A 19,971-nucleotide genomic window follows, 5' to 3' on the forward strand; every position below is an offset into this window, starting at 1 on the left:
GGGCCGGGAACTTTCCGCCCGCACCCGCTGACGACCGGCGGGAACACGTGCGACCGCGGTGCGCCGGGTCGACCGCGAGGGGCCCCTCAGCCGGCGACGGCGAGGGCGAGGGGGAGCACGTCCGGGGCGCCGGCCCGGCGCAGCAGCCCGGCCACCATGGTCAGCGTCCAGCCGGAGTCGACCAGGTCGTCCACCAGCAGCACCGGCCCGTCCAGTCCGGCCAGCGCGTCGGCCAGCTCGTCCGGCACGGCGAACGCGCCGTGCAGCGCGCGTACCCGCTGGGCGCTGTTGCCGCGCGGCCCGCCGGGCCCGGCGGCACCGGTCGGGACCACGCGGCCTAGCAGCGGCAGCCGGCCCACCGCGGCGATCCGCTCGGCCAGCGAGCCGACCAGCGCGGGGTGCGTGCGGGACCCGACGGCGACCACGCCGGCCGGGCGGCGCGGCCACGGGTCGTCGCCGTGCGCCCACGCCTTCAGCACCTCCACCACGGCCGCCGCCACGTCGTCGGGGACCGGGCCGTCCGCCGCCTCCGGGCCGACCAGGCCGCGCAGCCGCCCACCCCAGCCCAGGTCCGACAGACGTCCCACGGCCCGCCCGGGCAGCGCCTGCTCACCGGCGGGAATCCGCCCCTTCAGCGGTACGCCGACCGCGTCCAACCCGGTCGGCCAGAGCTTCTTCGGCGGGATCTCCACGCCGGGGCGGCCGAGGAAGGTCTGCGCGGCGGTCAGCGCCGCGTCGGACACCTCGGGTGTGAACAGCGGCTCGGCGCAGCGGTCGCACCGGCCACAGCCGCCCGCCCCGGTGTCGTCCAGGCACTCGCGCAGGTAGCGCATCCGGCAGCCGGAGGTGGTCGCGTACTCCCGCATGGCCTGCTGCTCGGCGGTGCGCGCCTGGGCGACGCGGCGCAACCGGGCCTCGTCGTAGACCCAGGGCTCGCCGGTGGCGAGCCAGCCGCCGCGGACCCGGCGGACCGCGCCGTCGACGTCGAGCACCTTGAGCATCAGCTCCAGCCGGGCGCGGCGCAGGTCGACCATCGGTTCGAGGGCCTGGGTGGAGAGCGGCCGGTCGGTGTGCAGCGCGCCGAGCACCGCCCGGACCTGCTCCTCGGGCGGGAAGGCGAGCGAGGCGAAGTACCGCCAGATGGCCGCGTCCTCGACGCCGGGCAGCAGCAGCACCTCGGCGTGCTCGACGGCCCGGCCGGCCCGGCCGACCTGCTGGTAGTAGGCGATCGGCGAGGGCGGCGCGCCGAGGTGCACCACGAACCCGAGGTCCGGCTTGTCGAAGCCCATGCCCAGCGCGGAGGTGGCGACCAGCGCCTTGATCTTGTTGTCCAGCAGGTCCTGCTCGGCGGCCCGCCGGTCGGCGTCGTCGGCCTGCCCGGTGTAGGAGGCCACCGACCAGCCACGGGAGCGGAGGAACTCGGCCGTCTCCCCCGCCGCCGCCACGGTCAGGGTGTAGATGATCCCGGAGCCGGGGAGCCGGTCCAGGTGGTCGGCGAGCCAGGCCAGCCGGTGCGCCGGGCTGGGCAGGTCCAGGACGCCCAGCCGCAGCGACTCGCGGTCGAGGGTGCCGCGCAGCACCAGGGCGTCGCCCAACTGCTCGGCGACATCGGCGGTGACCCGCTCGTTGGCCGTGGCGGTGGTGGCGAGCACCGGGGTGCGCTCGGGCAGGTTGCCGAGGAAGGTACGCAGCCGGCGGTAGTCGGGCCGGAAGTCGTGCCCCCAGTCGGAGACGCAGTGCGCCTCGTCCACCACCAGCAGCCCGGTGGTGGCGGCCAGCTTCGGCAGGACGGTGTCCCGGAAGTCCGGGTTGTTGAGCCGTTCCGGGCTGATCAGCAGCACGTCCACCGCACCGGCGTGGATCTCGGCGGTGATCTCGTCCCACTCGTCCAGGTTGGCGGAGTTGATGGTGCGGGCCCGGATGCCCGCCCGGGCCGCCGACTCCACCTGGTTGCGCATCAGCGCCAGCAGCGGCGAGACGATCACGGTCGGCCCGTGCTCGCCGTGCTCCCGCAGCAGGGCGGTGGCCACGAAGTAGACCGCCGACTTGCCCCAGCCGGTGCGTTGGACGCACAGCACCCGGCGCCGGTCCACCACCAGGGCCTCGATCGCCCGCCACTGGTCCTCGCGGAGTCGGGCGTGCTCGCCGGCGAGCCGGCGCAGCACCGCCTCGGCCCGCTCCCGTACCGCCGCCCGATCCTGGCTCATCCGGCATTTCTACCAGCGGCGCCGGACATCTCCGAGCCGGCCGGGAGTTCGCCCGGTCACCGTGGCGCGGTCGACGGGGCTGTCGCGGGCGGCAGGGGTGGCAGGAAGAGGAGGACGTCACGCAGACCGTCACTGACGGTCGGCGGAAGCAGGCAACGCCCGGCCAGTTCCTCCATCGACCCGAACGGACCGCGCAGCCAGCGGTCCATCACGACCTGGCGGCGCTGCTCCGCGCTGAGCCCCGGCAGCCCCGCGATCACGTGGTCGGGAACCGCGTTGATGTCGACCAGTCCGCCGTCGTCGAAGGCCCGGGGCAGGTCGGGTCGGCCGATGGCCAGCTCGTGTCGGGCCGCCGGGTAATGGTGCAGCAGGTAACGGGCCTGCTCACGACGTACCCGGCGATGCTCTGCGAGGGGGTCCGGCGGCGGGCTCCCGGTGCCGGTGATCGCCTGCCAGAGCCCACGGCTGAGCAGCACCACGTGCCCGGCCCCGAGCAGCCAGCAGACCGCCACCAGCCCCGTCACGAGCACCACCTCGACGTACGACGGTTCCGCTTCCGGGTCGCCGGTGGCCAGCACCCCGAACGCCACGGCCGCGGCAGCCAGGTACCCGACCGCCGCCAGCCCGAGCCGCCAGCTGCGCCGCCACAACGCGTACGCCCCGATCACCGCCCACGTGAAACAACCGAACGAGAGCAGCGCCAGGGCGCCACCGGCGATGGTGCCCAGCGCGCTCGCCCAGCCGGGAGCCTGCCGGCGCGCACGCGCGGGCGCCGGCGGCTCGGGCAGGAACGGCGGCAGCCCGCCGGGGTACGCCGCCGGGATGGCCGCGACCGAAGGTGGGGTGGTCGGCACCGCGCCGGCGATGGCGTACGGATTCGGACCCGGCGGCACCGGGACGGAACCCGCCGGCATGGCGTCCAGAGCCGGACCACCCGATGTCGGACCGGCCGGGGTGCCCGGCTCCGGGGCCCGGTCTTGGTCGGCGGAGATGGGGCCGACCTGCTGCGGGACCTGAAGACCCGGAGCCGCCACCGGGGTGACCTGCCGCGGAACCTGATCCTCCGGGGCCGGCGCCGGGGTGGCCTGCGGCGGCTGGTTCCCCGCGGCGAGGGCGGGGCTCACCTGCTGCGGGACTTGATCCTCCGCAGCCGGGACCGGGATCGCCGGGGTCGAGGCCGGCGCGGGCGGGACCACCGGGGTCAAGGCCGCCGGGGTCGAGGCCGGCGCCGGGACGGCCGGGGCCGGAGCAGAGGCCGGCGGGGGCGGGGTGGGCTGCCCGGCCGTACCGGCGGGCAGGAGCGCTGGGTCGGAGCGCAGGATGCGCCGGTGCAGCTCCTGGAGCGCGTTGCCCGGCTCGATGCCGTACTCCTCGCGCAGCAGGTCGCCGATCTCCCGGTACGCGGCGAGCGCCTCGGCCTGCCGGCCGCTGCGGTAGAGCGCCAGCATGAGCTGGTGGCGCAGCCGCTCCCGCAGCGGGAACTCGGCCACCAGCTCCACCAGCTCGCCGATCACCTCGCGGTGCCGGCACAGCTCCAGCTCCAGCTCGGCCCGGGTCTCCAGGGCGGCGGCCCGTAGCTCGACCAGCCGGTGCCGCGCCGAGTCGAAGAGCGGACCGGGCAGGCCGGCCAGCGGTTCACCGCGCCACAGCTCGGTGGCCGCCCGCAGCTCGGCGACCGCGTCGATGGGTCGCCCCTCGGCGCGCAGCCCGCGCGCCCGGTGCACCGACCGTTCGAACCGGATGGCGTCCACCGCCTCCGGCGGCACCCGCAGCCGGTAACCGGCCTCGGTGAGGGTGAGCACCTGACCCGGCGTACGCGGGGAGCGGTCCGGTTCGAGCACCCGGCGCAGTCCGGCGACGTACTTCTGCACGACGTTGGGGCCGTTGGCCGGCGGATCCTCCGGCCAGACCGCGTCGACGATCTGCCCGGTCGGCACCGCGCGGCCCGCGGCGAGCAGCAGCACGGCCAGCACGGCGCGCTGCTTGCCGGGGCCGGTGTCGATCTCCCGGTCGTCGTACCAGGCCCGCTGAGGACCGAGAATCTCGAAACGCAGCGTTCCTGACATGCGAGTTTCCGCTCCTGACACCCCCGCTCGTGCCGGCGGCAGCCGCACGGCAGTCGGACGGCAGCATAGCGGCAGCCATCCGGCAGTGGCGGCCCGCAGCATCGTCATCGGCAACACCGGACATCCGAGAAAGAGAAACCGATGACACAGCGCACCCGTACCGCCGGGCTCCTCCGTCGGGTCGTCACCGCCACCACCGCCGCCCTGGCCGCGACCACCCTGGTCGCCGGCTGCGACGCCGGCGACGGCGACCGGGCGGCCGCGCCGGCGGGGTCGAGCGCCGCGCCGACGCCGAAGGCCGCGCTGCTCGCGGCCGTCCCGGACGGTACGGAGGGGACGTTCCGGTTCACCGGCCACGACTCGTCCAGCGACATCTCCGGACTGGTCGACCCGACGGCGAAGGGGGCCGAGCTGACCACCGCCGTCAAGGACCCCGACCTCGGCTTCACCACCCGGATGTCGTTCCGGATCGTCGCCGACCAGACCTGGATGAAGGTGAAATTCACCGGCACGAAGGGGCTGACCGGCCTGCCGAAGCTGCCCGACCGCTGGCTCAGGCTGGACCGCGCGCGGCTCGCCGACGCCGCGAGCGCGCCGGTCTACGACGGCGTGGACGTCGGCAACACCGGGCCGCTGATCGAGGCGGCGACGGCGGTCGAGGAGAAGGGCGCCGGCCGGTACGCCGGGACCGTCGACCTGACCGCCGGCGAGGCGGCGAAGGTGCTCGACGCCGAGGAGATGACCGCGCTCGGCGACGCGGCGAAGGCGGTGCCGTTCACGGCGGAGGTCGGCCCGGACGGCAACCTCGCCAAGCTGACCCTCCAGGTGCCGGCGGTGGGCCGACACAAGGCGTACGCGTACCTGGTCGAGTACCGCGACTACGGCACCGCCCCGAAGGTCACCGCGCCGACGGGCGCCGCCGCGCAGGACGCGCCGAAGGTGGCGTACGAGCTGCTCAACGGCTGACCGAGGACGAGGAGTGGGGACGCGGCCGCACGGGGGGCCGCGTCCCCGCTCACGTTCCGGGGGTCAGCGGCCGAGCACGGACCCGCCGTTGACCCCGAGCACCTGACCGGTGACGTACCCGGCCGAGGGGCCGGCCAGGTAGCGGACCGCCGCGGCGACGTCGTCCGGCTCGCCGGCCCGCCCGACCAGGGTCGCCGCGACCCGCTTGGCGTGCCCCTCGGGGGTCATCCGGTCGCCGAAGAACTCGGTGTCGGCGACGTAGCCGGGGCTGACCACGTTGACCGTGACCTGTTCCGGGCCGAGCTGGGTGGCCAGGTCGTACGCCCAGCCGTGCAGCGCCGCCTTCGCCGCCGAGTACGCCCCGCCGCCGCCCCGCTGGGCGGCGATCGAGCTGAGCAGGATCACCCGGCCGCCGGGGCGGCGCAGCGCCGGTCGCAGCGCCTCGGTCAGCAGCACGGCGGTGAGCACGTTGGCGTCGAAGTTGGCGCGCCAGTGCGCCGCCACCCCGGCCGGCGTGCCGGTGTCCCCGCCGAGGTAGCCCCCGGCGTTGTTGACCAGCACGTCGACCGCCCGCTCCGCCACCGCCTCGACGACGAGGTTCGCCTGCTCCGGGTCGGTCAGGTCGGCGACGACGGCGCGTACCGCGCCGGCCCGCCCGCACTCCGCCGAGATCCGCTCCGCCGCCGCGGCCAGCACCACCGCCCGCCGCCCCACCACCAGCACGTCGAGCCCGTCGGCAGCCAACCCGGCCGCCACCGCCCGCCCGATCCCCGTCCCCCCACCGCTCACCACGGCCAACCGCTCCCCCACCGCGCCTCCCCTACTGCTCCCTACCGTCCCCAGCCAGAACCCCGTCGATCATGAAGTTATCGCCACCGCCCACGGCGCCTCGCGGCAATAACTTCATGATCAACGGGGTCGAGAGGGGCGAGCGGGGGGTGGGTGGGGTTAGTGGGGGCGGCGGGGGGTTAGGGCGGTGCGGAGGGGGGTGAGGCGGGAGGCGAGGCTGGCCAGGCCGCCGGGGAAGAAGTAGACGGCCAGGATGAAGACGGTGCCGAGGACGAAGAGCGGCTGGCTCAGCGGGCGGCTGAGGACGGCCGGGAGGCTCTCCACGGCGTCGCTGGTGCCGAAGGCGGTGAGGCGGTGGTCCAGGTACATGTAGAGGATGCCGCCGAGCACCGGGCCCCAGCGGGTGCCGGGGCCGCCGAGCACCACCATCACCAGCAGCGACAGGGTCAGCTCCGACGAGGTGATGTGCGGCGAGGCGCCGCCGACGATCAGGCAGTAGACCACCCCGCCGCTCGCGGCGAGGCCGCCGGCGAGGGTGAACGCCACCAGCTTGAACCGGTACGGGTCGAGCCCGAGCACCCCGATCCGCCGCTCGTCGTCGCGCAGCCCGGCCAGCACCCGCCCGGTGGGCGAGCCGGAGACCCGGTGCACCACCAGGACCACCACCGCCAGGTACGCCAGCGCCAGCCAGTACAGGTTGACCGTGTTGGTCACCCCGACCAGGGCCGACGGCAGCCCGGACACGTCCAGCGGCAGCCCCTCCTCACCACCGGTCCACCCGCCGAAGTCCCGGGCCACCAGGATCGCGCCGACCTGGGCGAAGGCGAGCGTCACCATGGCGAAGGCGATCCCCACGGTGCGCAGCGCGACCGCGCCGAGCAGCGCGGCCAGGGTCGTCGCCCCGGTGACGGCGAGCAGCGCCGCCTGCCACAGCGGTAGGCCCGCCCGGGTGACCAGGATGTCCGTGCCGTAGACGCCGGCGGCGAAGTAGAGCGCGTGCCCGAACGACAGCATCCCGGTACGGCCGAACAGCAGGTCGTAGCCGGCCGCCAGCCCGCCGAAGACCAGGCAGACGGCGAGCAGTTGCAGGGTGCCCGGCGAGTTCAGCGGCCCCTCGAAGATCCCCGGCAGGCTGACCGTCGAGTACGGCAGGATCGCCGCCACCGCCAGCGCCGCCAGCGGCAGCCACGGCCGTACGTCGTGCCAGCGGCGGCGTCCCGGAGTCAGCTCGTCGGGCACCGCCGCGGGCGGGGCCGGGACCTCGGGACTCTTGACCTCGGTCATGCCGTTGCCACCTTTCCGGCGAAGCCCTGCGGACGCAGCAGCAGCACCACGGCGAGCAGCCCGACCACGCAGATGTCGCCCAGTCCGGACTCGCCGTAGTAGTTGACGAACTGTTGCAGCAGCCCCACCGCGACCGCGGCGTACGCGGACCCGACCACCGAGCCCATCCCGCCGATCACCACCACGATGAACGCGAAGATCAGCAGCGAGCCGCCCTGACCGGGCGAGACGGTGCCGAAGTAGACGCTGCCGAGCGCGCCGGCCAGCGCGGCGGCGGCCCCGCCGATCGCGAAGACCAGGGTGAACGCCTTGCGGACGTCGATGCCGAGGGCGGTCACCATCTCCCGGTTCTCCACCCCGGCCCGGATCACCAGGCCGTAGCGGGTCCAGCGGAGGAAGGCGAGCAGCGCGCCGAGCACCAGCACCGCGGCGACGATCAGCAGCAGTCCGCCGTTGGGCACGTTCGCGCCGAGGATCGAGGTCACCTGACGGGTCCACTCGGGGCGCGGGAACGGGCGCGCGTCGGCGCCCCAGGTCGCCTGGAGCAACGCCACCCCGGCCAGCGACAGGCCGACGGTGACCAGCACCTGCTCGATGGTCCGCGAGTAGAGCGGCCGGATCAGCACCAGCTCCACCAGCACCGCGACGAGGGCACCGGCGAGCACGCCGAAGGCGACGGCCACCACGAAGCCGAACCCGTCGGAGCCGGCGCCGGGCAGGTTGCCCGCGGCCCACCAGGTCGCGTACGCGCCGACGCCGAGGAAGAGCCCGTGCGCGAAGTTGAGCACGTCGGCCAGGCCGAAGACCAGGGAGAGCCCGGAGGCGACCAGGAAGTAGAGCGCCGCCAGGCCGAGCCCGGTCAGCGCCAGCAGGATCACCGTGTTCACGAGTGCACCTCCGCCGAGCCGACCCCGAGCAGCGACTTGGTCAGTCCGGTTTCCAGCAGCAGTTCCTGGGCGTTGCCGGCCCAAGCCACCCGGCCGGCGGCGAGCACCACCGCGTCCCGGGCCAGCCGCCGGACCACGGCCAGGTTCTGCTCGACCAGCAGCACCGGCACGGACTCGGCCACCCGTTCCAGCACCTCGGCCACCTCGGTCACCACCTTCGGCGCCAACCCCTTGGTCGGCTCGTCGACCAGCAGCAGCCGGTTGTCGTTGAGCAGCACCCGGCCGATGGCGAGCATCTGCTGCTGCCCGCCGGAGAGCGAGCCGGCCCGTTGCCGTCCACGCCGGTCCAGCTCCGGGAAGAGCGCGAAGACCTTGTCGTACGCGGGGGTGGTGCCCCGCCGCTCGGCGAGCCGCAGGTTCTCGGCGACGGTGAGGCCGGCGAAGACGCAGCGGTCCTCCGGCACGTAGCCGAGCCCGCCGCGGACCAGCCGGTGGGTGGGGCGGGCGAGCAGACTCTGCGCGCCCATCCGGATGGCGCCCCGGACCTCGCCGTTGCGCGGCGTCAGGCCGACGATCGCGCGCAGCGTGGTGGTCTTGCCGACGCCGTTGCGCCCGAGCAGCACGGTGACGCCGGTCGGCGCGACCGTGAACGACACGCCCTGGAGGATGTGCAGCCCGGCGATCCGCACGGACAGGTCCTCCACGCTGAGAACCGGTTCACTCATAGCGATTCCCCCAGGTACGCCTCCTGGACGGTGGCGTTGGCCATCACCGTGTCCGGGGTGTCGCAGGCCAGCAGCGCGCCGTGGTGCATCACGGCGATCCGGTCGGCAAGTTCCAGGATCACGTCCATGTGGTGTTCGACCATCAGCACCGCCCGGCCGCTGTCGCCGGTCAGCGACTTGATCACCGCGACCAGCTCGGGCACGTCCTCGGCGCTGACGCCGGCCATCGGCTCGTCCAGCAGCATCACCCGGGGCTCCCCGGCGAGCAGCAGGGCGATCTCCAGCTTGCGCTTCTCGCCGTGGGCGAGGGTGCCGGCGAGCGCCGCGCCCCGGTGCTGCAGGCCGACGCGGTCGAGCGCCGCGTCGGCGGCGGCGGCCACCTCCCGGTCGGCCGCCGCCCGCCGCCACAGCTTCATCGAGCCCCCGCGGTACGCCTGCACCGCGAGCCGGACGTTCTCCCGGACGGTGAGCGAGCCGAAGACCGAGGACGCCTGGAAGGTGCGTCCCAGCCCGAGGCGGGCCCGCCGGTGCGGGGGGAGGGCGGTGATGTCCTCCCCGTCCAGCAGGATCCGGCCCTCGGTGGGCCGGCGCAGGCCGGTGATCAGGTTGAACAGGGAGGTCTTGCCGGCGCCGTTCGGCCCGATCACGCCGAGGAACTCCCCGGGCGCCAGGTCGAGGTAGACGCTGTCGACGATGGCGACCTCTCCGATCCGCCAGGTCAGACCGCGGGTGGCGAGCACGGTTCAGCCCTTCATCTGGGTGACCGGCGGCGCGGTCTCGTCACCGGTCAGGCTCTTCTGGGCGGCGGCGGTGAACGCGGTGCCGCTGCCGGAGAGCTTGGCCTGGTACATCGGCTGGAGCAGCGCGTGGTCACCGGCGCGGATGGTCATCGACCCCTTCACCCCGTCGAACGTCCAGCCTTCGAGGGCCTTGACCATCTTCTCGACGTCGTCGCCCCCCTCCTGTACGGCGCGGACGACCATCTGCGCGGCGGCGAAGCCGTCCGGGTGGAACAGGTCGATGGTCCCGCCGGGGATCTTCGCCTTGGCGGCCTTCGAGGCCTCGGTGTCGCTGGCCCCGTCGAAGTAGTGCGACAGGAAGGAGATCTTGCTGCCGGCGGCGCCGAAGGTCGGCCAGGAGGCGCGGATGTCCAGGCCGGTGACGACCGTGGTCGAGCTCAGCACACCCTGCTGGTCGAGGGTCTGCCACATGGCCGGGGCGGTGGTGCCGGCCCAGGCGACGAAGAGCAGGTCCGGCTTGGCGGCCTTGATCTGGCTGGCGAACGGGGTGAACTCGGTGGCGCTGGCGGGGGCGCGGACGCTGCTGACGCTGGCCCCGGCGCCACCGATGACGGCCTTCACGGCGGCCTCGTTGGCGTCGCCGAAGGCGCCGTCCTGCGCGAAGACGACGACCTTCTTGCCGGCCGGGTCGCCGATGAACGACTTGGCCGTCACCACGTCCTGGTACGACTGCCGGCCCGAGCGGAACGTGTACCGGTTCGCGCCGGTGAGCGCATCGGTGGCGGCCGGGCCGGAGATGAACAGCACCTTGTTCTGGGCGGCGATCGGGGCGACCTGGAGCGCGACGCCGGACGCGGTGGAACCGGCAATGATCTTCGTACCCTTGCCGATCAGGTCCTTGGCGGCGGAGACCGCCTTGGCCGGGTCGCCGGCGTCGTCGACCTCGGCGACTTCGATCTTGCGGTCACCGACCTTGCCGGTGCCCTTGGTGGCGTAGTCGAGGCCGGCCTTGAACCCCTCGATGTACTGCTTGCCGTAGCTGGCCAGCGGCCCGGACTGGGAATACACGAGGCCGACCTTGACCGGTGCGGCGTCGCCGCCGCCGGAGGCGGTGTCCTGCGGGCTGCCACAGGCCGTGGCCGCGAGCGCGGCCGCCATCGCGGTGGCGGCGGAAAGGAACACCCGTCGCGTGTGCCGGATCGTCATTGCGACTCCAGGTGGGGACAGGGGGAAGTGTCAGTTGTCGGCTCACGCTAGAAGTGACGCCACCCACGGGCTATGTGGCCGAAACACACAAGTAACCGGGGTAGGGTAGCCGGCCGTTACAACCGCCCCCGGCCGGTGGATCGCCGCCCCGTGCCCGGTGGCCGCCGGCACCACCGGGCGGGACGCCGCTGTGTCGCGTTCCGCCATCGATCCCGGACGCGCGGCGGCCCGGCGGTGTGTTTCGCCGGGCCGCTGCGATCAGGTACGGGTCAGAGCTGGAGGTGTGCCTTCCGGCGCATCCGGCTGAGCCCGATCAGGAGGCCGCCGGCCGCCAGCAGGCCGCCACCCAGGGAGAGAGTCTGGGCCATGGTGTCGCCGGTGACCGGCAGCTCGGGCTTGCCGCCCTTGCCGTCCCAGCCACCCTTGTCGTCCTTGTCGTCCTTGTCGTCCCAGCCGTCCTTGTGGTTCTTGTCGTCCCTACCGTCCTTGTCGTCCCAGCCGCCCTTGTCGTCCTTGTCGTCCTTGCGGTGGTCGAACTTGCCGTCCCGGATGCAGATCGTGACGGTAGCCGGGTCGGAGACCACGGTCCGGTAGCCGTACCTGCCGGTCGCCCGGGCGGTGTTGACCACCTTGCCCTTCTTGACGTCGGCCCAGGTCACCACGTACGGCTTCACGGCGTGGCAGTCGGTGCTGGTGCCCGGCGCCAGCGTGGTGCTGTTGCAGCGCACGTGGCCGGCGGTCGGGTCGTGCACCCCGACCTCGGTGATCTTCACGGTTCCGGTGTTGGCCACCCGGTAGGTGTAGAAGATCTTGTCGCCCTTCGCCGCGAAGCCGTCGTTCGCACACTTCTTGTGGCAGTCCGACTCGACCCGGGCCTTCTTGTCGATCGACAGGCTGACCTGCGGGTCCGCCGGATCTCCCGGATCGCCCGGATCGCCCGGATCCCCCGGGTCTCCCGGTGGAGGCGTCGAATCGGAGGCGGCGCAGGTGTGGGCGAGCACGAAGGACTGGGCCGTTCCGGAGATCACCGCGGTGGCGCCGGTGAGCGTCCAGCCGGCGGGCAGCCGGATGAAGGCCCGGCTCACGCCCTCGAAGTCGACGATCTCACTGTTCGGCGTGCCGGGGATCGCCCGCGTGACGGTGCCGCCAGGCGTGCCGAACGTCGTCGACAGCGACTGGAAGATGCCGCTGGTCTGCGGGTTGCCGGGCAGGTCGAACACCCAGGTTTCCTCGTCCGGGAAGGGCCCGCCGCCGGGATAGCAGAACTGCGTGGCGTCCGCCGCCCTCGTCGGCACGTTCGCCGGGTTGATACTGATCGTCTGGGCGGCCAGGGCGGGCGTGCCACCCAGCAACAGGGCGCCGGCCAGCAGCCCGACGGCGGCCAGCCGCGCACCGATGCTCGCCCGCCTGCTCTGCGCAGAGGTCATTCTCATCTACATCCCCCGTGTCGTGGATCCTTGACACGGTTCGAAACGACCCATAATCGGACATGTTACGCAAAGCGGACACGAATCCCTCGGACGGTGGAAGGTCGTCCAATCCTCACCGAGGACGGGCGGGGGCGCACTCGCCTTCGTGGTCGGCCGGGAGCGGGCACCGTCGGCCGCCGTCGAGCAGCCGGTCGCACCAGACCCAGTGGCGTACGCACTGGGCGTCCTCGGCCGACACGGTCGTGCCCAGCCGGTCCACGTCGGCGAGGAAGCCGAGCGACCGGCAGATGACCCGGGCGAAGCGCCGCGCCCGGTCGAGGTCCGTCGCCAGCACGGGCAGGTGCACGACGAAGCGCTCCTTCTGCACGACATCCTCCCCTGGGCCGGAGCCTGTTGAGGTCCGGCCCCGCGGTTTGCCGAACCAACCGGAGCCGGACGGACCGAAGCTACCCCAAATGTTTGTGTAGGTCGAGCCTCTTTTCTGACGACACGACAACCTGTTGCAGTTACTGGTGTAGGCCGGGCATGATCGAGGAGCCGAACCAACCGGAGTCCTCACCATGCCCACAGCCGAAGCTCCATACCGCCAGATCGCCAACGACCTCACCGCGAAGATCAGAAGCGGGGAGCTGAAACCGGGTGACAAGCTGCCCTCCACCCGGGAGTTGGCCGAAACCTACGGCGTCCACATGAACACGGCCTCCCGTGCCTTGTCGCTGCTGCACGACCGCGAGCTGATCACCGGTCAGCCGGGACGCGGCACCTACGTCGCCGACCGCCCCGGGCGATAACTCCCGACGCCCTACACACGTGATGTCGTGAACGACTCACGCCCGCCGCGCCCGGGCTCAGCCGGCCGAACTTGAGTCGTTCCCGACATCAGCTCGAAAGGCTCCGGCGAGGACACTCTGACATCGCCTGATCCATCCACGTCATCACGTTCGTAGCGGCGAACACGACCACGCCCGGCCGCGGCGACGAAGCGGTGCCCGGCGAGACGCGAACGACCGGCAGGCCCGCGTACCCCGGTAAAGGCGTGTGGGGTGACCGGCCGCAGCCGGTCACCCCACATCACCCACGACGCCGCGCGGACGCCGGTCAGAGTCCCGCGCGGGCCGCCACGGCGGTGTCGGGCTGGTCGGCGAAGACGCCGTCCAGGCCCAGGCCGTAGAAGAGCTCGTACTCGGCGGTGATGTCGCCGCGGGCGTTCGGGTCGGCGCCGATCCGGAAGTCGACCGGCAGGAACTGGTTCTCGGCGCGGAAGGTCCAGGCGTGCACCAGCAGCTTCACCCGGTGCGCGTCGCGGATCACCGAGGTCGGCGCGAGCAGCTTGCCGGCGGCGTCCCGGGGCACGATCAGGTTCTTGTTGAGGCCGACGCCGTCGGCGTACGTCGCCACCCAGGCCAGGCCGGCGGCGGTGGCCAGGTCGGCGTAGCGGCGCGGGTCACCGGCGGCGGTGAAGTCGTAGGGGGCACCGACGGCGTCCATGAGCTGCACCAGCCGCACGTCGATCATCCGGTCGAGCTTGCGCAGGTTGGCCGTCTCGAAGGACTGCACGAAGACCGGATCGTTCCGGTGGGTCAGCCCGTTCCTGTGCAGGACCTCGACCAGCGGCTCCTCCAGCGTCAGCCCGATCGAGGCGAAGTAGCTGGGGTGCTTGGTCTCCGGGTAGACGCCGATCGTCCGGCCCCGCGCCTTCGACTCGGTGCGGGCCAGGTCGATGACCTCCTGGAAGGTCGGCACCTGGAACTTCCCGTCGAAGGCGGTGTTGGCCACCCGCACCTGCGGCAGCCGCTCCTTGGCGCGCAGCGTCTTCAGCTCGGCCAGGGTGAAGTCCTCGGTGAACCAGCCGGTGACCTTGACCCCGTCGATGGTCTTCGTCGCCTTGCGTCCGGCGAACTCCGGCCGGGCCGACACGTCGGTCGTACCCGAGATCTCGTTCTCGTGCCGGGCGACCAGCACGCCGTCCTTCGTCGAGACCAGGTCCGGCTCGATGTAGTCGGCGCCCATCCGGATCGCCAGCCGGTAGGCCTCCAGGGTGTGCTCGGGGCGGTAGCCGCTCGCGCCGCGGTGGCCGATCACGATGGGCCGGTGGCTGGCCCGGTCCTGGCCGGCCTGGTCCGCGCGGTCGGCGTCGTCCTCGCGGGCCGACGCCGAGCCGGGGACGGCGACGGCCACCGCGAGCAGGGCGGCGGCCAGGCCGAGGGCGGAAAGGGTACGTCGCAACGCCGTCTCCTGTCGTCGATTGGTCGCCGCCCAGCAGACCGGTCCGGGCTGACCGCCAGTTGGTCGGCGGCTGACCAGCCGGTGAACCCTGCGGGATACGCCATTCACCGACCCGAAGATGCCCGAAACCGGAAGATTGTCTGGTGCGCCGGTTCCTTCGTCACCCCGTCCGGCTGGTGCCGCTCGGCTTCCTGGTGGCGATCGCGACCGGCACCGGCCTGCTGATGCTGCCCTGGGCGACCAGCGAGCAGCGCTACACCCCGCTGGTCACGGCCCTGTTCACCGCGACCTCCGCCGTGTCGGTCACCGGCCTGGCCGTCAACGACACCCCGAACTACTGGAACGGGTTCGGGCTGGCGATGATCACCGTGCTCACCCAGGTCGGCGGCCTGGGCATCCTCACCGGCGCGGCCCTGATCAGCCTCGCGGTGTCCCGGCAGCTCGGGCTGCGCAACCGGCTGCTGGTCCAAGCCGAGACGGCCGAGTACGGCGTCGGCGACGTGGGCTGGCTGCTGGCGCGCATCGCGATGACGGTGGTGGTCACCGAGGCGCTGATGACCCTGGTCGTCACCGGGCGGCTCTGGCTGACCTACGGCTACCCGCCCGGCCGGGCGCTCTGGTCCGGCACCTTCCATTCGATCCAGGCCTTCAACAACGGCGGGTTCACGCTCTACTCCGACGGGCTGCTCGCCTTCTCCCGGGACCCCTGGGTGGCGCTGCCGCTGGGAATCGGCGCGATCATCGGTGGCCTCGGCTTTCCCGCCCTGTTCGAGGCGGCCCGGCACTGGCGCCGCCCGGCCCGCTGGGCGGTCGCCACCAAGCTGACCATCTGGGGCAGCATGGTGCTGGTGGCGGGCGGCTTCCTCGCCCTGCTGCTCGCCGAATGGGGCAACCCCCGCACCATCGGCACCTACGACGCGCCCGGCAAGGTGCTCGCCGCGTTCACGCAGATCGCCCTCAGCCGCACCGGCGGCTTCGACGTGATCAACATCGAGGGGCTGAGCGAGGAGAGCTATCCCCTGCTCATCGCCCTGATGTTCATCGGCGGTGGCAGCGCCAGCACCGCCGGCGGCATCAAGGTCTCCACGTTCTTCCTGCTCGCCTTCGTGATCTGGGCGGAGGTGCGCGGCGAGCCCGATGTCGTGGTGGGCCGGCGGCGGGTGGTCGGGTCGAGCCAGCGGCAGGCGATCACCGTGGCGCTGCTCAGCGTCGCGCTGGTGGTCATCGGCACGGTCGGGCTGATCCTGATCACCGAAGGGGTCCGGTTCAACGAGTCGCTCTTCGAGGTGACCTCGGCCTTCAGCACCACCGGCCTGTCGGTGGGGCTCACCCCGAAACTGCCCGAGCTGGGCCAGTACGTGCTGACCGTCCTGATGTACATCGGCCGGGTCGGGCCACTCACCCTCGGCTCGGCGATCGCGTTGAACACCCGGCGCCGGCTGTACCGCTACCCGAAGGAGCAACCCATTGTCGGCTAGAGGAACGAGCGACGGCGACATCGCGGTGATCGGGCTGGGCCGGTTCGGCTGTCACCTGGCCGACGCGCTGACCCGGCTGGGCCACGAGGTGCTCGCCGTCGACCGGGACTCCGAACAGGTCCAACGCTGGGCGCCGTATCTGGAACGGGTGGTGCAGGCGGATTCGACCGAGGAGGACGCGCTGCGCCAGCTGGGTCTGGCCGACTTCCGGCGGGTGGTGGTGGCGATCGGCGCGTCGCTGGAGGCGAGCGTGCTCACCGTCCTGGCGCTGACCGAGATCGGCGTGCCGCAGATCTGGGCCCGGGCCACCTCGGACAAGCACGCGAGGATCCTCGCCTCGGTCGGCGCCCACCACGTGATCTTCCCCGAGGCGGAGACCGGGGAACGGGTGGCGCATCTGATCGTCAGCCGGATGCTCGACTTCATCGAGTTCGGCGACGACTTCGCCATCGCCAAGGTGCCGGTGCCGCCGTCCCTGGTCGGCCGGTCGCTGCGCGACCTGGCCCCCGACCGCTACGGCGTGCTGGTGGTGGGCGCGAAGCTCCCCGGGGAACGCTTCCGGTACGCCACCGCGGACACCCGGCTCAGCAAAGACGGCGTGCTGATCGTCGAGGGGACGATCGCTCAGGTGCAGCAGTTTGCCAACCTCGGCTGACTGCTCACTTCCCCTTGCTCTTGCTCTTGCCTCCCTTCGCCGGCGCTACCGGCCGCCTTTTCCCTTGCTGTCACCCGACCCCTTGCCCTTGCCGGAGGTGCCGGACTTCGCCTTCGACGTGCCGGACCCACCGCTGCCCGAGGACTTGACCGTGGTCTTCGCCGGCGGCTTCTTCGGCGGCGCCTTCGGGGTCGCCTTCGGGGTCGGCACGGTGGTCGGCATCGCCCCGGCCACCCCGGAGACCCGTACGCCGCAGGCGTTCTCGCCGATCTTGAATTCCAGCGGCAGCGGGTTGCCGCCGGCGTACCGGCCGGACAGGGCGATCTTCTCGGAGGCCCCGGGTGCCAACGACTCCCGACCGGCGGCCGGGCCCACCCGGACCGTCCGGCCCTCCTGCCGTACCGTCGGGCCCGGGGCGGTGAGCGTCTGCTGGCCGGGGAAGGCGAAGCTCATCGTCCAGTCCCGCAGCTCGCGGGTACCGGTGTTGGTGAGGGTGAGCTGGGCGGCGAAATCCGTGCCGGAGTCGCTGCGCAGCGCGTACTCGACCTCGCAGGGGCTCGGCTGCTCCAGGCCCATCCGCGCCTCGGTGGGCTGATCGACGCCACCGCTGGCCGGGGTCTTCGAGGTCATCCCCCACATCGCCGCGGTGACCGCGACCAGGCCCGCGGCGGCCACCCCGGCCTCCACCCGACGCCGCCGGGTCGCCACCCGGCGGCTGCGGGTCCGACCGGAGAAGGGCAGCGCGTCGGTGTCGGTCGACCAGGGCAGGATCGTGGTGCCGGCGCTGGCCAGCAGCGCCGGGTCGAGCGTGCCGGGCGCCGGGGAGACCGGCACGGCCGCGATCATCCCGGCCGCCTCGGCCAGGGTACGGGCCAGCTCGGCGGTGGTCGGCCGATCCTCCGGCTGCTTGGCCAGGCAGCGGTGCGCCAGCTCGGCCACCTCGGCGGGCAGCCCCGGCACCTCCGGCATCGGCTCCGGGTCGTTGTACATGTGCGCCCGCAGCATCTCGGTGGTGGTGCTGGCCTCCCACGGCAGCCGGCCGGTCAGCATCCGGTAGAGCAGCAGCCCGACGGCGTACACGTCGGTGGCCGGCGAGACCTGGCCGTTGTCCAGCCGCTCCGGCGCAAGGTAGGCGGGGGTGCCCAGCAGGGCGCCGTCCGGTCCCTTCTCGCTCTCCCCCACCAGCGCGGAGATGCCGAAGTCGACGACCTTCACCCCGTTCGGGGTCAGCATGACGTTGCCGGGGGTGACGTCCCGGTGAACCACGCCCCGGGCGTGCGCGGTGGCCAGCGCCGAGGTGACCTCGGCGGCGATGGTGACCGCCTCGCGCCAGGCCAACTTCCCGTCCCGGCCGAGCTGCACGGTCAGCGGGGCACCGTCGACCAGCTCCATCACGACGTACGGCACGGTCAGGCCGACCTGCTCGGACTCGCCGTAGTCGTACACGTTGGTGATGTTGGGGTGGCAGAGCCGCGCGGCGGCCTGGGCCTCGACCCGGATCCGGTGCCGGAAGGCCTTGTCGCTGGCCAGCCGGGAAGCGAGCACCTTCACCGCGACCTGCCGACCGAGCACCTCGTCGTAGCCACGCCACACCACGGACATGCCGCCGGCACCGAGCTGCTCGATCAGCCGGTACCGCTCACCCAGCAGCTGCGTGCCGTTCTGGATTCCACCACCCATGGTCGGACGTGTTGCCCGGGAAGGACCCCGCTACACCTCGCTGGTCGTAATCGGTCAGCGGATTCACCCGATCAGGCTGTCGCGAGCAGTTGGTCCACCGGCGCGTAGTCGTCGGTGAGGACCAGCGCGTCGTCGACGAAGGCGGCCAGCTCCCCGCCGGCCAGCAGGTCCGGCACCGCGTCGAGGCGGCCCAGCCGCTGGGTGAGCGCGTCCACCGGCAGCGGCGCGTCCGAGGCGACGATGAGGAAGTTGGAACCCTGCTGACCGGCGATCGCGGCGGCCGGGGCGACCAGCGCGACGTGCCGGAACTCGGCGGCGACCGTGGCCAGCTCGCTGCGGATGAAGCGGCCCGGCGGATAGTCGATGACGTTCTGCACGTACATCCCGCCGGGCCGGAGCACCCGGCGGACCTCGGCGGCCATCTCCCGGGTGGCCAGGTGCCAGGGCACCACCAGGTGGCCGAAGGCGTCCCCGACCACGAAGTCGCGGCTGTCGGTGAGCTCGCCGCCGACCAGCATCCGGGCGTCACCCACCACCGCGCGCAGCCCCGGCCCCGGCCGTACGCCCAGCAGCCGCCGGTCCAGCTCGACCAGCTCACCGTCGATCTCGAAGACCACGTTGTCGGTGCCGGGGCGGGTGGCGCTCAGGTAGCGCGGCACGGTGAAGCCGCCGCCGCCCAGGTGCAGCGCGTCCAGCCGCCGCCCCGCCGGCGCGACCACGTCCGCCGCCGCGCCGATCCACTGCGTGTACGCGTACTCCAGGTGGGTGGGGTCGGCCAGGTCCACGTACGAGTGCTCGGCGGAGTTGAGGTAGAGCACCCGCCCACTGGCGCGGGACGGGTCGTCGGCCACCCGCGCGCAGTGGTACGCCGTCTCCACGTCGCACGGGTTCGGGGCGACCGCGCTGAGCCCCGCCCCGAGCAGTCCGAGCACCGCGAGGGTGGCCTTGGTCCGGGCCGCGCCGGGCAGCCCGCCGCCCTCCTGCCGGCGCAGGTGGAACCCGAGCGCGAGGCCGGTGACCCCGAGCAGCACCGCCAGCGCGATCAGGATGACCGTGGTGGGCAGCGCCGCCACCAGCACGAAGCCGGTGACCAGGGTGGCGGTGATGCCGCCCAGCGTGCCGATGCCGGAGAGCCGCCCGACCACCTGCCCGGTGCGGCGCAGGTCGGCCAGTTGGAGCTTCACCACCAGCGGGGTGACCGCCGCGAGCAGGGCCGCCGGAACGAAGACCGCGAGCGCGGTGAGCAGCAGGATGGCGCTGGCCGCGCCGCCGCGCAGCACCTCACCGGCGTACCGGACCACCGGCAGGGTGACCGCCGTGGCGATGCCGGCCAGCACCAGCGCCGGGGCCAGCAGGCCGCGCGGGTCCCGCCGGTCGGCCAGCCAACCGCCCGTCCACGCCCCGTACGCGATGGCGGCCAGCGCGATGCCGATCACCGAGCTGGTGACCTGGAGGGTCACCCCGACGTACGGGCCGACCAGGCGGAGCGAGACCGTCTCCAGCACCAGCACGGCACCGCTGGAGAGGAAGACCAGGAACGCGGCGAGCCCGTTGGGCAGCGCGCGGGCGGCGGCCGGCGCGGGCGCCGGGGTGACCACGACGTCGGACGATGAGCTGCTCACCGTCGCGATG

The 19,971-nt window shown here is 73.0% G+C and carries 17 protein-coding genes; 4 read left to right on the forward strand and 13 right to left on the reverse strand.

The window, feature by feature from the left end:
- Positions 1 to 86 precede the first annotated feature (86 nt).
- Both ACTWM8_RS27540 and ACTWM8_RS27545 read right to left on the reverse strand, forming a co-directional pair.
- Positions 87 to 2,207 carry a DEAD/DEAH box helicase gene (locus tag ACTWM8_RS27540; RefSeq protein WP_446211479.1) on the reverse strand — a complete coding sequence of 707 codons (2,121 nt, stop codon included), beginning with the start codon at positions 2,205 to 2,207 and terminating at the stop codon, positions 87 to 89.
- A gap of 56 nt (positions 2,208 to 2,263) precedes the next feature.
- Positions 2,264 to 4,273: a BTAD domain-containing putative transcriptional regulator gene (locus tag ACTWM8_RS27545; protein ID WP_446211480.1), complete on the reverse strand. Its 2,010-nt coding sequence runs from the start codon at positions 4,271 to 4,273 to the stop codon at positions 2,264 to 2,266.
- Positions 4,274 to 4,414: 141 nt separating this feature from the next.
- On the opposite strand from ACTWM8_RS27545, the gene ACTWM8_RS27550 reads away from it, so the two are divergent.
- The gene (locus ACTWM8_RS27550) at positions 4,415 to 5,239 is read left to right on the forward strand and encodes a hypothetical protein (protein WP_446211481.1); all 825 of its coding nucleotides are present in this window, start codon (positions 4,415 to 4,417) and stop codon (positions 5,237 to 5,239) included.
- Positions 5,240 to 5,302: 63 nt separating this feature from the next.
- On the opposite strand, the gene ACTWM8_RS27555 is transcribed toward ACTWM8_RS27550, so the two are convergent.
- The 8 genes from ACTWM8_RS27555 to ACTWM8_RS27590 form a co-directional block, all read right to left on the reverse strand.
- On the reverse strand, positions 5,303 to 6,049 hold the full coding sequence (locus ACTWM8_RS27555; protein WP_446211482.1) for an SDR family NAD(P)-dependent oxidoreductase: 747 nt from the start codon (positions 6,047 to 6,049) through the stop codon (positions 5,303 to 5,305).
- 138 nt (positions 6,050 to 6,187) lie between these two features.
- A complete protein-coding gene (locus ACTWM8_RS27560) occupies positions 6,188 to 7,312 on the reverse strand; it encodes a branched-chain amino acid ABC transporter permease (RefSeq protein ID WP_446211483.1) in 1,125 nt (374 codons plus the stop codon).
- The gene (locus ACTWM8_RS27565; RefSeq protein ID WP_179801945.1) at positions 7,309 to 8,199 is read right to left on the reverse strand and encodes a branched-chain amino acid ABC transporter permease; all 891 of its coding nucleotides are present in this window, start codon (positions 8,197 to 8,199) and stop codon (positions 7,309 to 7,311) included. Before ACTWM8_RS27565 ends, ACTWM8_RS27560 begins: the two co-directional genes overlap by 4 nt.
- The gene (locus ACTWM8_RS27570; protein WP_179801946.1) at positions 8,196 to 8,924 is read right to left on the reverse strand and encodes an ABC transporter ATP-binding protein; all 729 of its coding nucleotides are present in this window, start codon (positions 8,922 to 8,924) and stop codon (positions 8,196 to 8,198) included. The genes ACTWM8_RS27565 and ACTWM8_RS27570 overlap by 4 nt, the downstream gene beginning before the upstream one ends.
- Entirely contained in the window at positions 8,921 to 9,664 is a 744-nt protein-coding gene (locus ACTWM8_RS27575) for an ABC transporter ATP-binding protein (protein ID WP_446211484.1), read from the reverse strand. Before ACTWM8_RS27575 ends, ACTWM8_RS27570 begins: the two co-directional genes overlap by 4 nt.
- Positions 9,665 to 9,667: 3 nt before the next feature.
- Positions 9,668 to 10,870, reverse strand: a complete 1,203-nt coding sequence (locus ACTWM8_RS27580; protein ID WP_446211485.1) for a substrate-binding domain-containing protein — start codon at positions 10,868 to 10,870, stop codon at positions 9,668 to 9,670.
- Between the two features lie 269 nt (positions 10,871 to 11,139).
- The gene (locus ACTWM8_RS27585) at positions 11,140 to 12,297 is read right to left on the reverse strand and encodes a DUF7507 domain-containing protein (RefSeq protein ID WP_446211486.1); all 1,158 of its coding nucleotides are present in this window, start codon (positions 12,295 to 12,297) and stop codon (positions 11,140 to 11,142) included.
- 115 nt (positions 12,298 to 12,412) lie between these two features.
- On the reverse strand, positions 12,413 to 12,667 hold the full coding sequence (locus ACTWM8_RS27590) for a hypothetical protein (RefSeq protein ID WP_446211487.1): 255 nt from the start codon (positions 12,665 to 12,667) through the stop codon (positions 12,413 to 12,415).
- A gap of 193 nt (positions 12,668 to 12,860) precedes the next feature.
- Here ACTWM8_RS27590 and ACTWM8_RS27595 point away from each other — a divergent pair, with 193 nt between their 5' ends.
- A complete protein-coding gene (locus ACTWM8_RS27595; protein WP_446211488.1) occupies positions 12,861 to 13,091 on the forward strand; it encodes a GntR family transcriptional regulator in 231 nt (76 codons plus the stop codon).
- Positions 13,092 to 13,398: 307 nt separating this feature from the next.
- Here the strand turns inward: ACTWM8_RS27595 and ACTWM8_RS27600 are convergent, their stop codons facing one another.
- Positions 13,399 to 14,526 carry a glycerophosphodiester phosphodiesterase gene (locus tag ACTWM8_RS27600; protein WP_446211489.1) on the reverse strand — a complete coding sequence of 376 codons (1,128 nt, stop codon included), beginning with the start codon at positions 14,524 to 14,526 and terminating at the stop codon, positions 13,399 to 13,401.
- 143 nt (positions 14,527 to 14,669) lie between these two features.
- Between ACTWM8_RS27600 and ACTWM8_RS27605 the strand changes: the two genes are divergently transcribed.
- Positions 14,670 to 16,004, forward strand: a complete 1,335-nt coding sequence (locus ACTWM8_RS27605; RefSeq protein WP_446211490.1) for a TrkH family potassium uptake protein — start codon at positions 14,670 to 14,672, stop codon at positions 16,002 to 16,004.
- A complete protein-coding gene (locus tag ACTWM8_RS27610) occupies positions 15,994 to 16,659 on the forward strand; it encodes a potassium channel family protein (RefSeq protein WP_446211491.1) in 666 nt (221 codons plus the stop codon). The genes ACTWM8_RS27605 and ACTWM8_RS27610 overlap by 11 nt, the downstream gene beginning before the upstream one ends.
- Positions 16,660 to 16,704: 45 nt before the next feature.
- Here the strand turns inward: ACTWM8_RS27610 and ACTWM8_RS27615 are convergent, their stop codons facing one another.
- Entirely contained in the window at positions 16,705 to 18,339 is a 1,635-nt protein-coding gene (locus ACTWM8_RS27615) for a serine/threonine-protein kinase (RefSeq protein ID WP_446211492.1), read from the reverse strand.
- A gap of 71 nt (positions 18,340 to 18,410) precedes the next feature.
- Positions 18,411 to 19,961 (reverse strand): fused MFS/spermidine synthase, encoded by a 1,551-nt coding sequence (locus ACTWM8_RS27620; RefSeq protein ID WP_446211493.1) that lies wholly within the window; start codon positions 19,959 to 19,961, stop codon positions 18,411 to 18,413.
- Positions 19,962 to 19,971 lie beyond the last annotated feature (10 nt).

The organism is Micromonospora sp. IBSANI012, assembly GCF_052814045.1.

Coding starts and splice junctions, on each gene's coding strand:
- ACTWM8_RS27540 (WP_446211479.1), bottom strand. CDS start 2,207: ATGAGCCAGGATCGGGCGGCGGTACGGGAGCGGGCCGAGGCGGTGCTG.
- ACTWM8_RS27545 (WP_446211480.1), bottom strand. CDS start 4,273: ATGTCAGGAACGCTGCGTTTCGAGATTCTCGGTCCTCAGCGGGCCTGG.
- ACTWM8_RS27550 (WP_446211481.1), top strand. CDS start 4,415: ATGACACAGCGCACCCGTACCGCCGGGCTCCTCCGTCGGGTCGTCACC.
- ACTWM8_RS27560 (WP_446211483.1), bottom strand. CDS start 7,312: ATGACCGAGGTCAAGAGTCCCGAGGTCCCGGCCCCGCCCGCGGCGGTG.
- ACTWM8_RS27570 (WP_179801946.1), bottom strand. CDS start 8,924: ATGAGTGAACCGGTTCTCAGCGTGGAGGACCTGTCCGTGCGGATCGCC.
- ACTWM8_RS27580 (WP_446211485.1), bottom strand. CDS start 10,870: ATGACGATCCGGCACACGCGACGGGTGTTCCTTTCCGCCGCCACCGCG.
- ACTWM8_RS27585 (WP_446211486.1), bottom strand. CDS start 12,297: ATGACCTCTGCGCAGAGCAGGCGGGCGAGCATCGGTGCGCGGCTGGCC.
- ACTWM8_RS27595 (WP_446211488.1), top strand. CDS start 12,861: ATGCCCACAGCCGAAGCTCCATACCGCCAGATCGCCAACGACCTCACC.
- ACTWM8_RS27615 (WP_446211492.1), bottom strand. CDS start 18,339: ATGGGTGGTGGAATCCAGAACGGCACGCAGCTGCTGGGTGAGCGGTAC.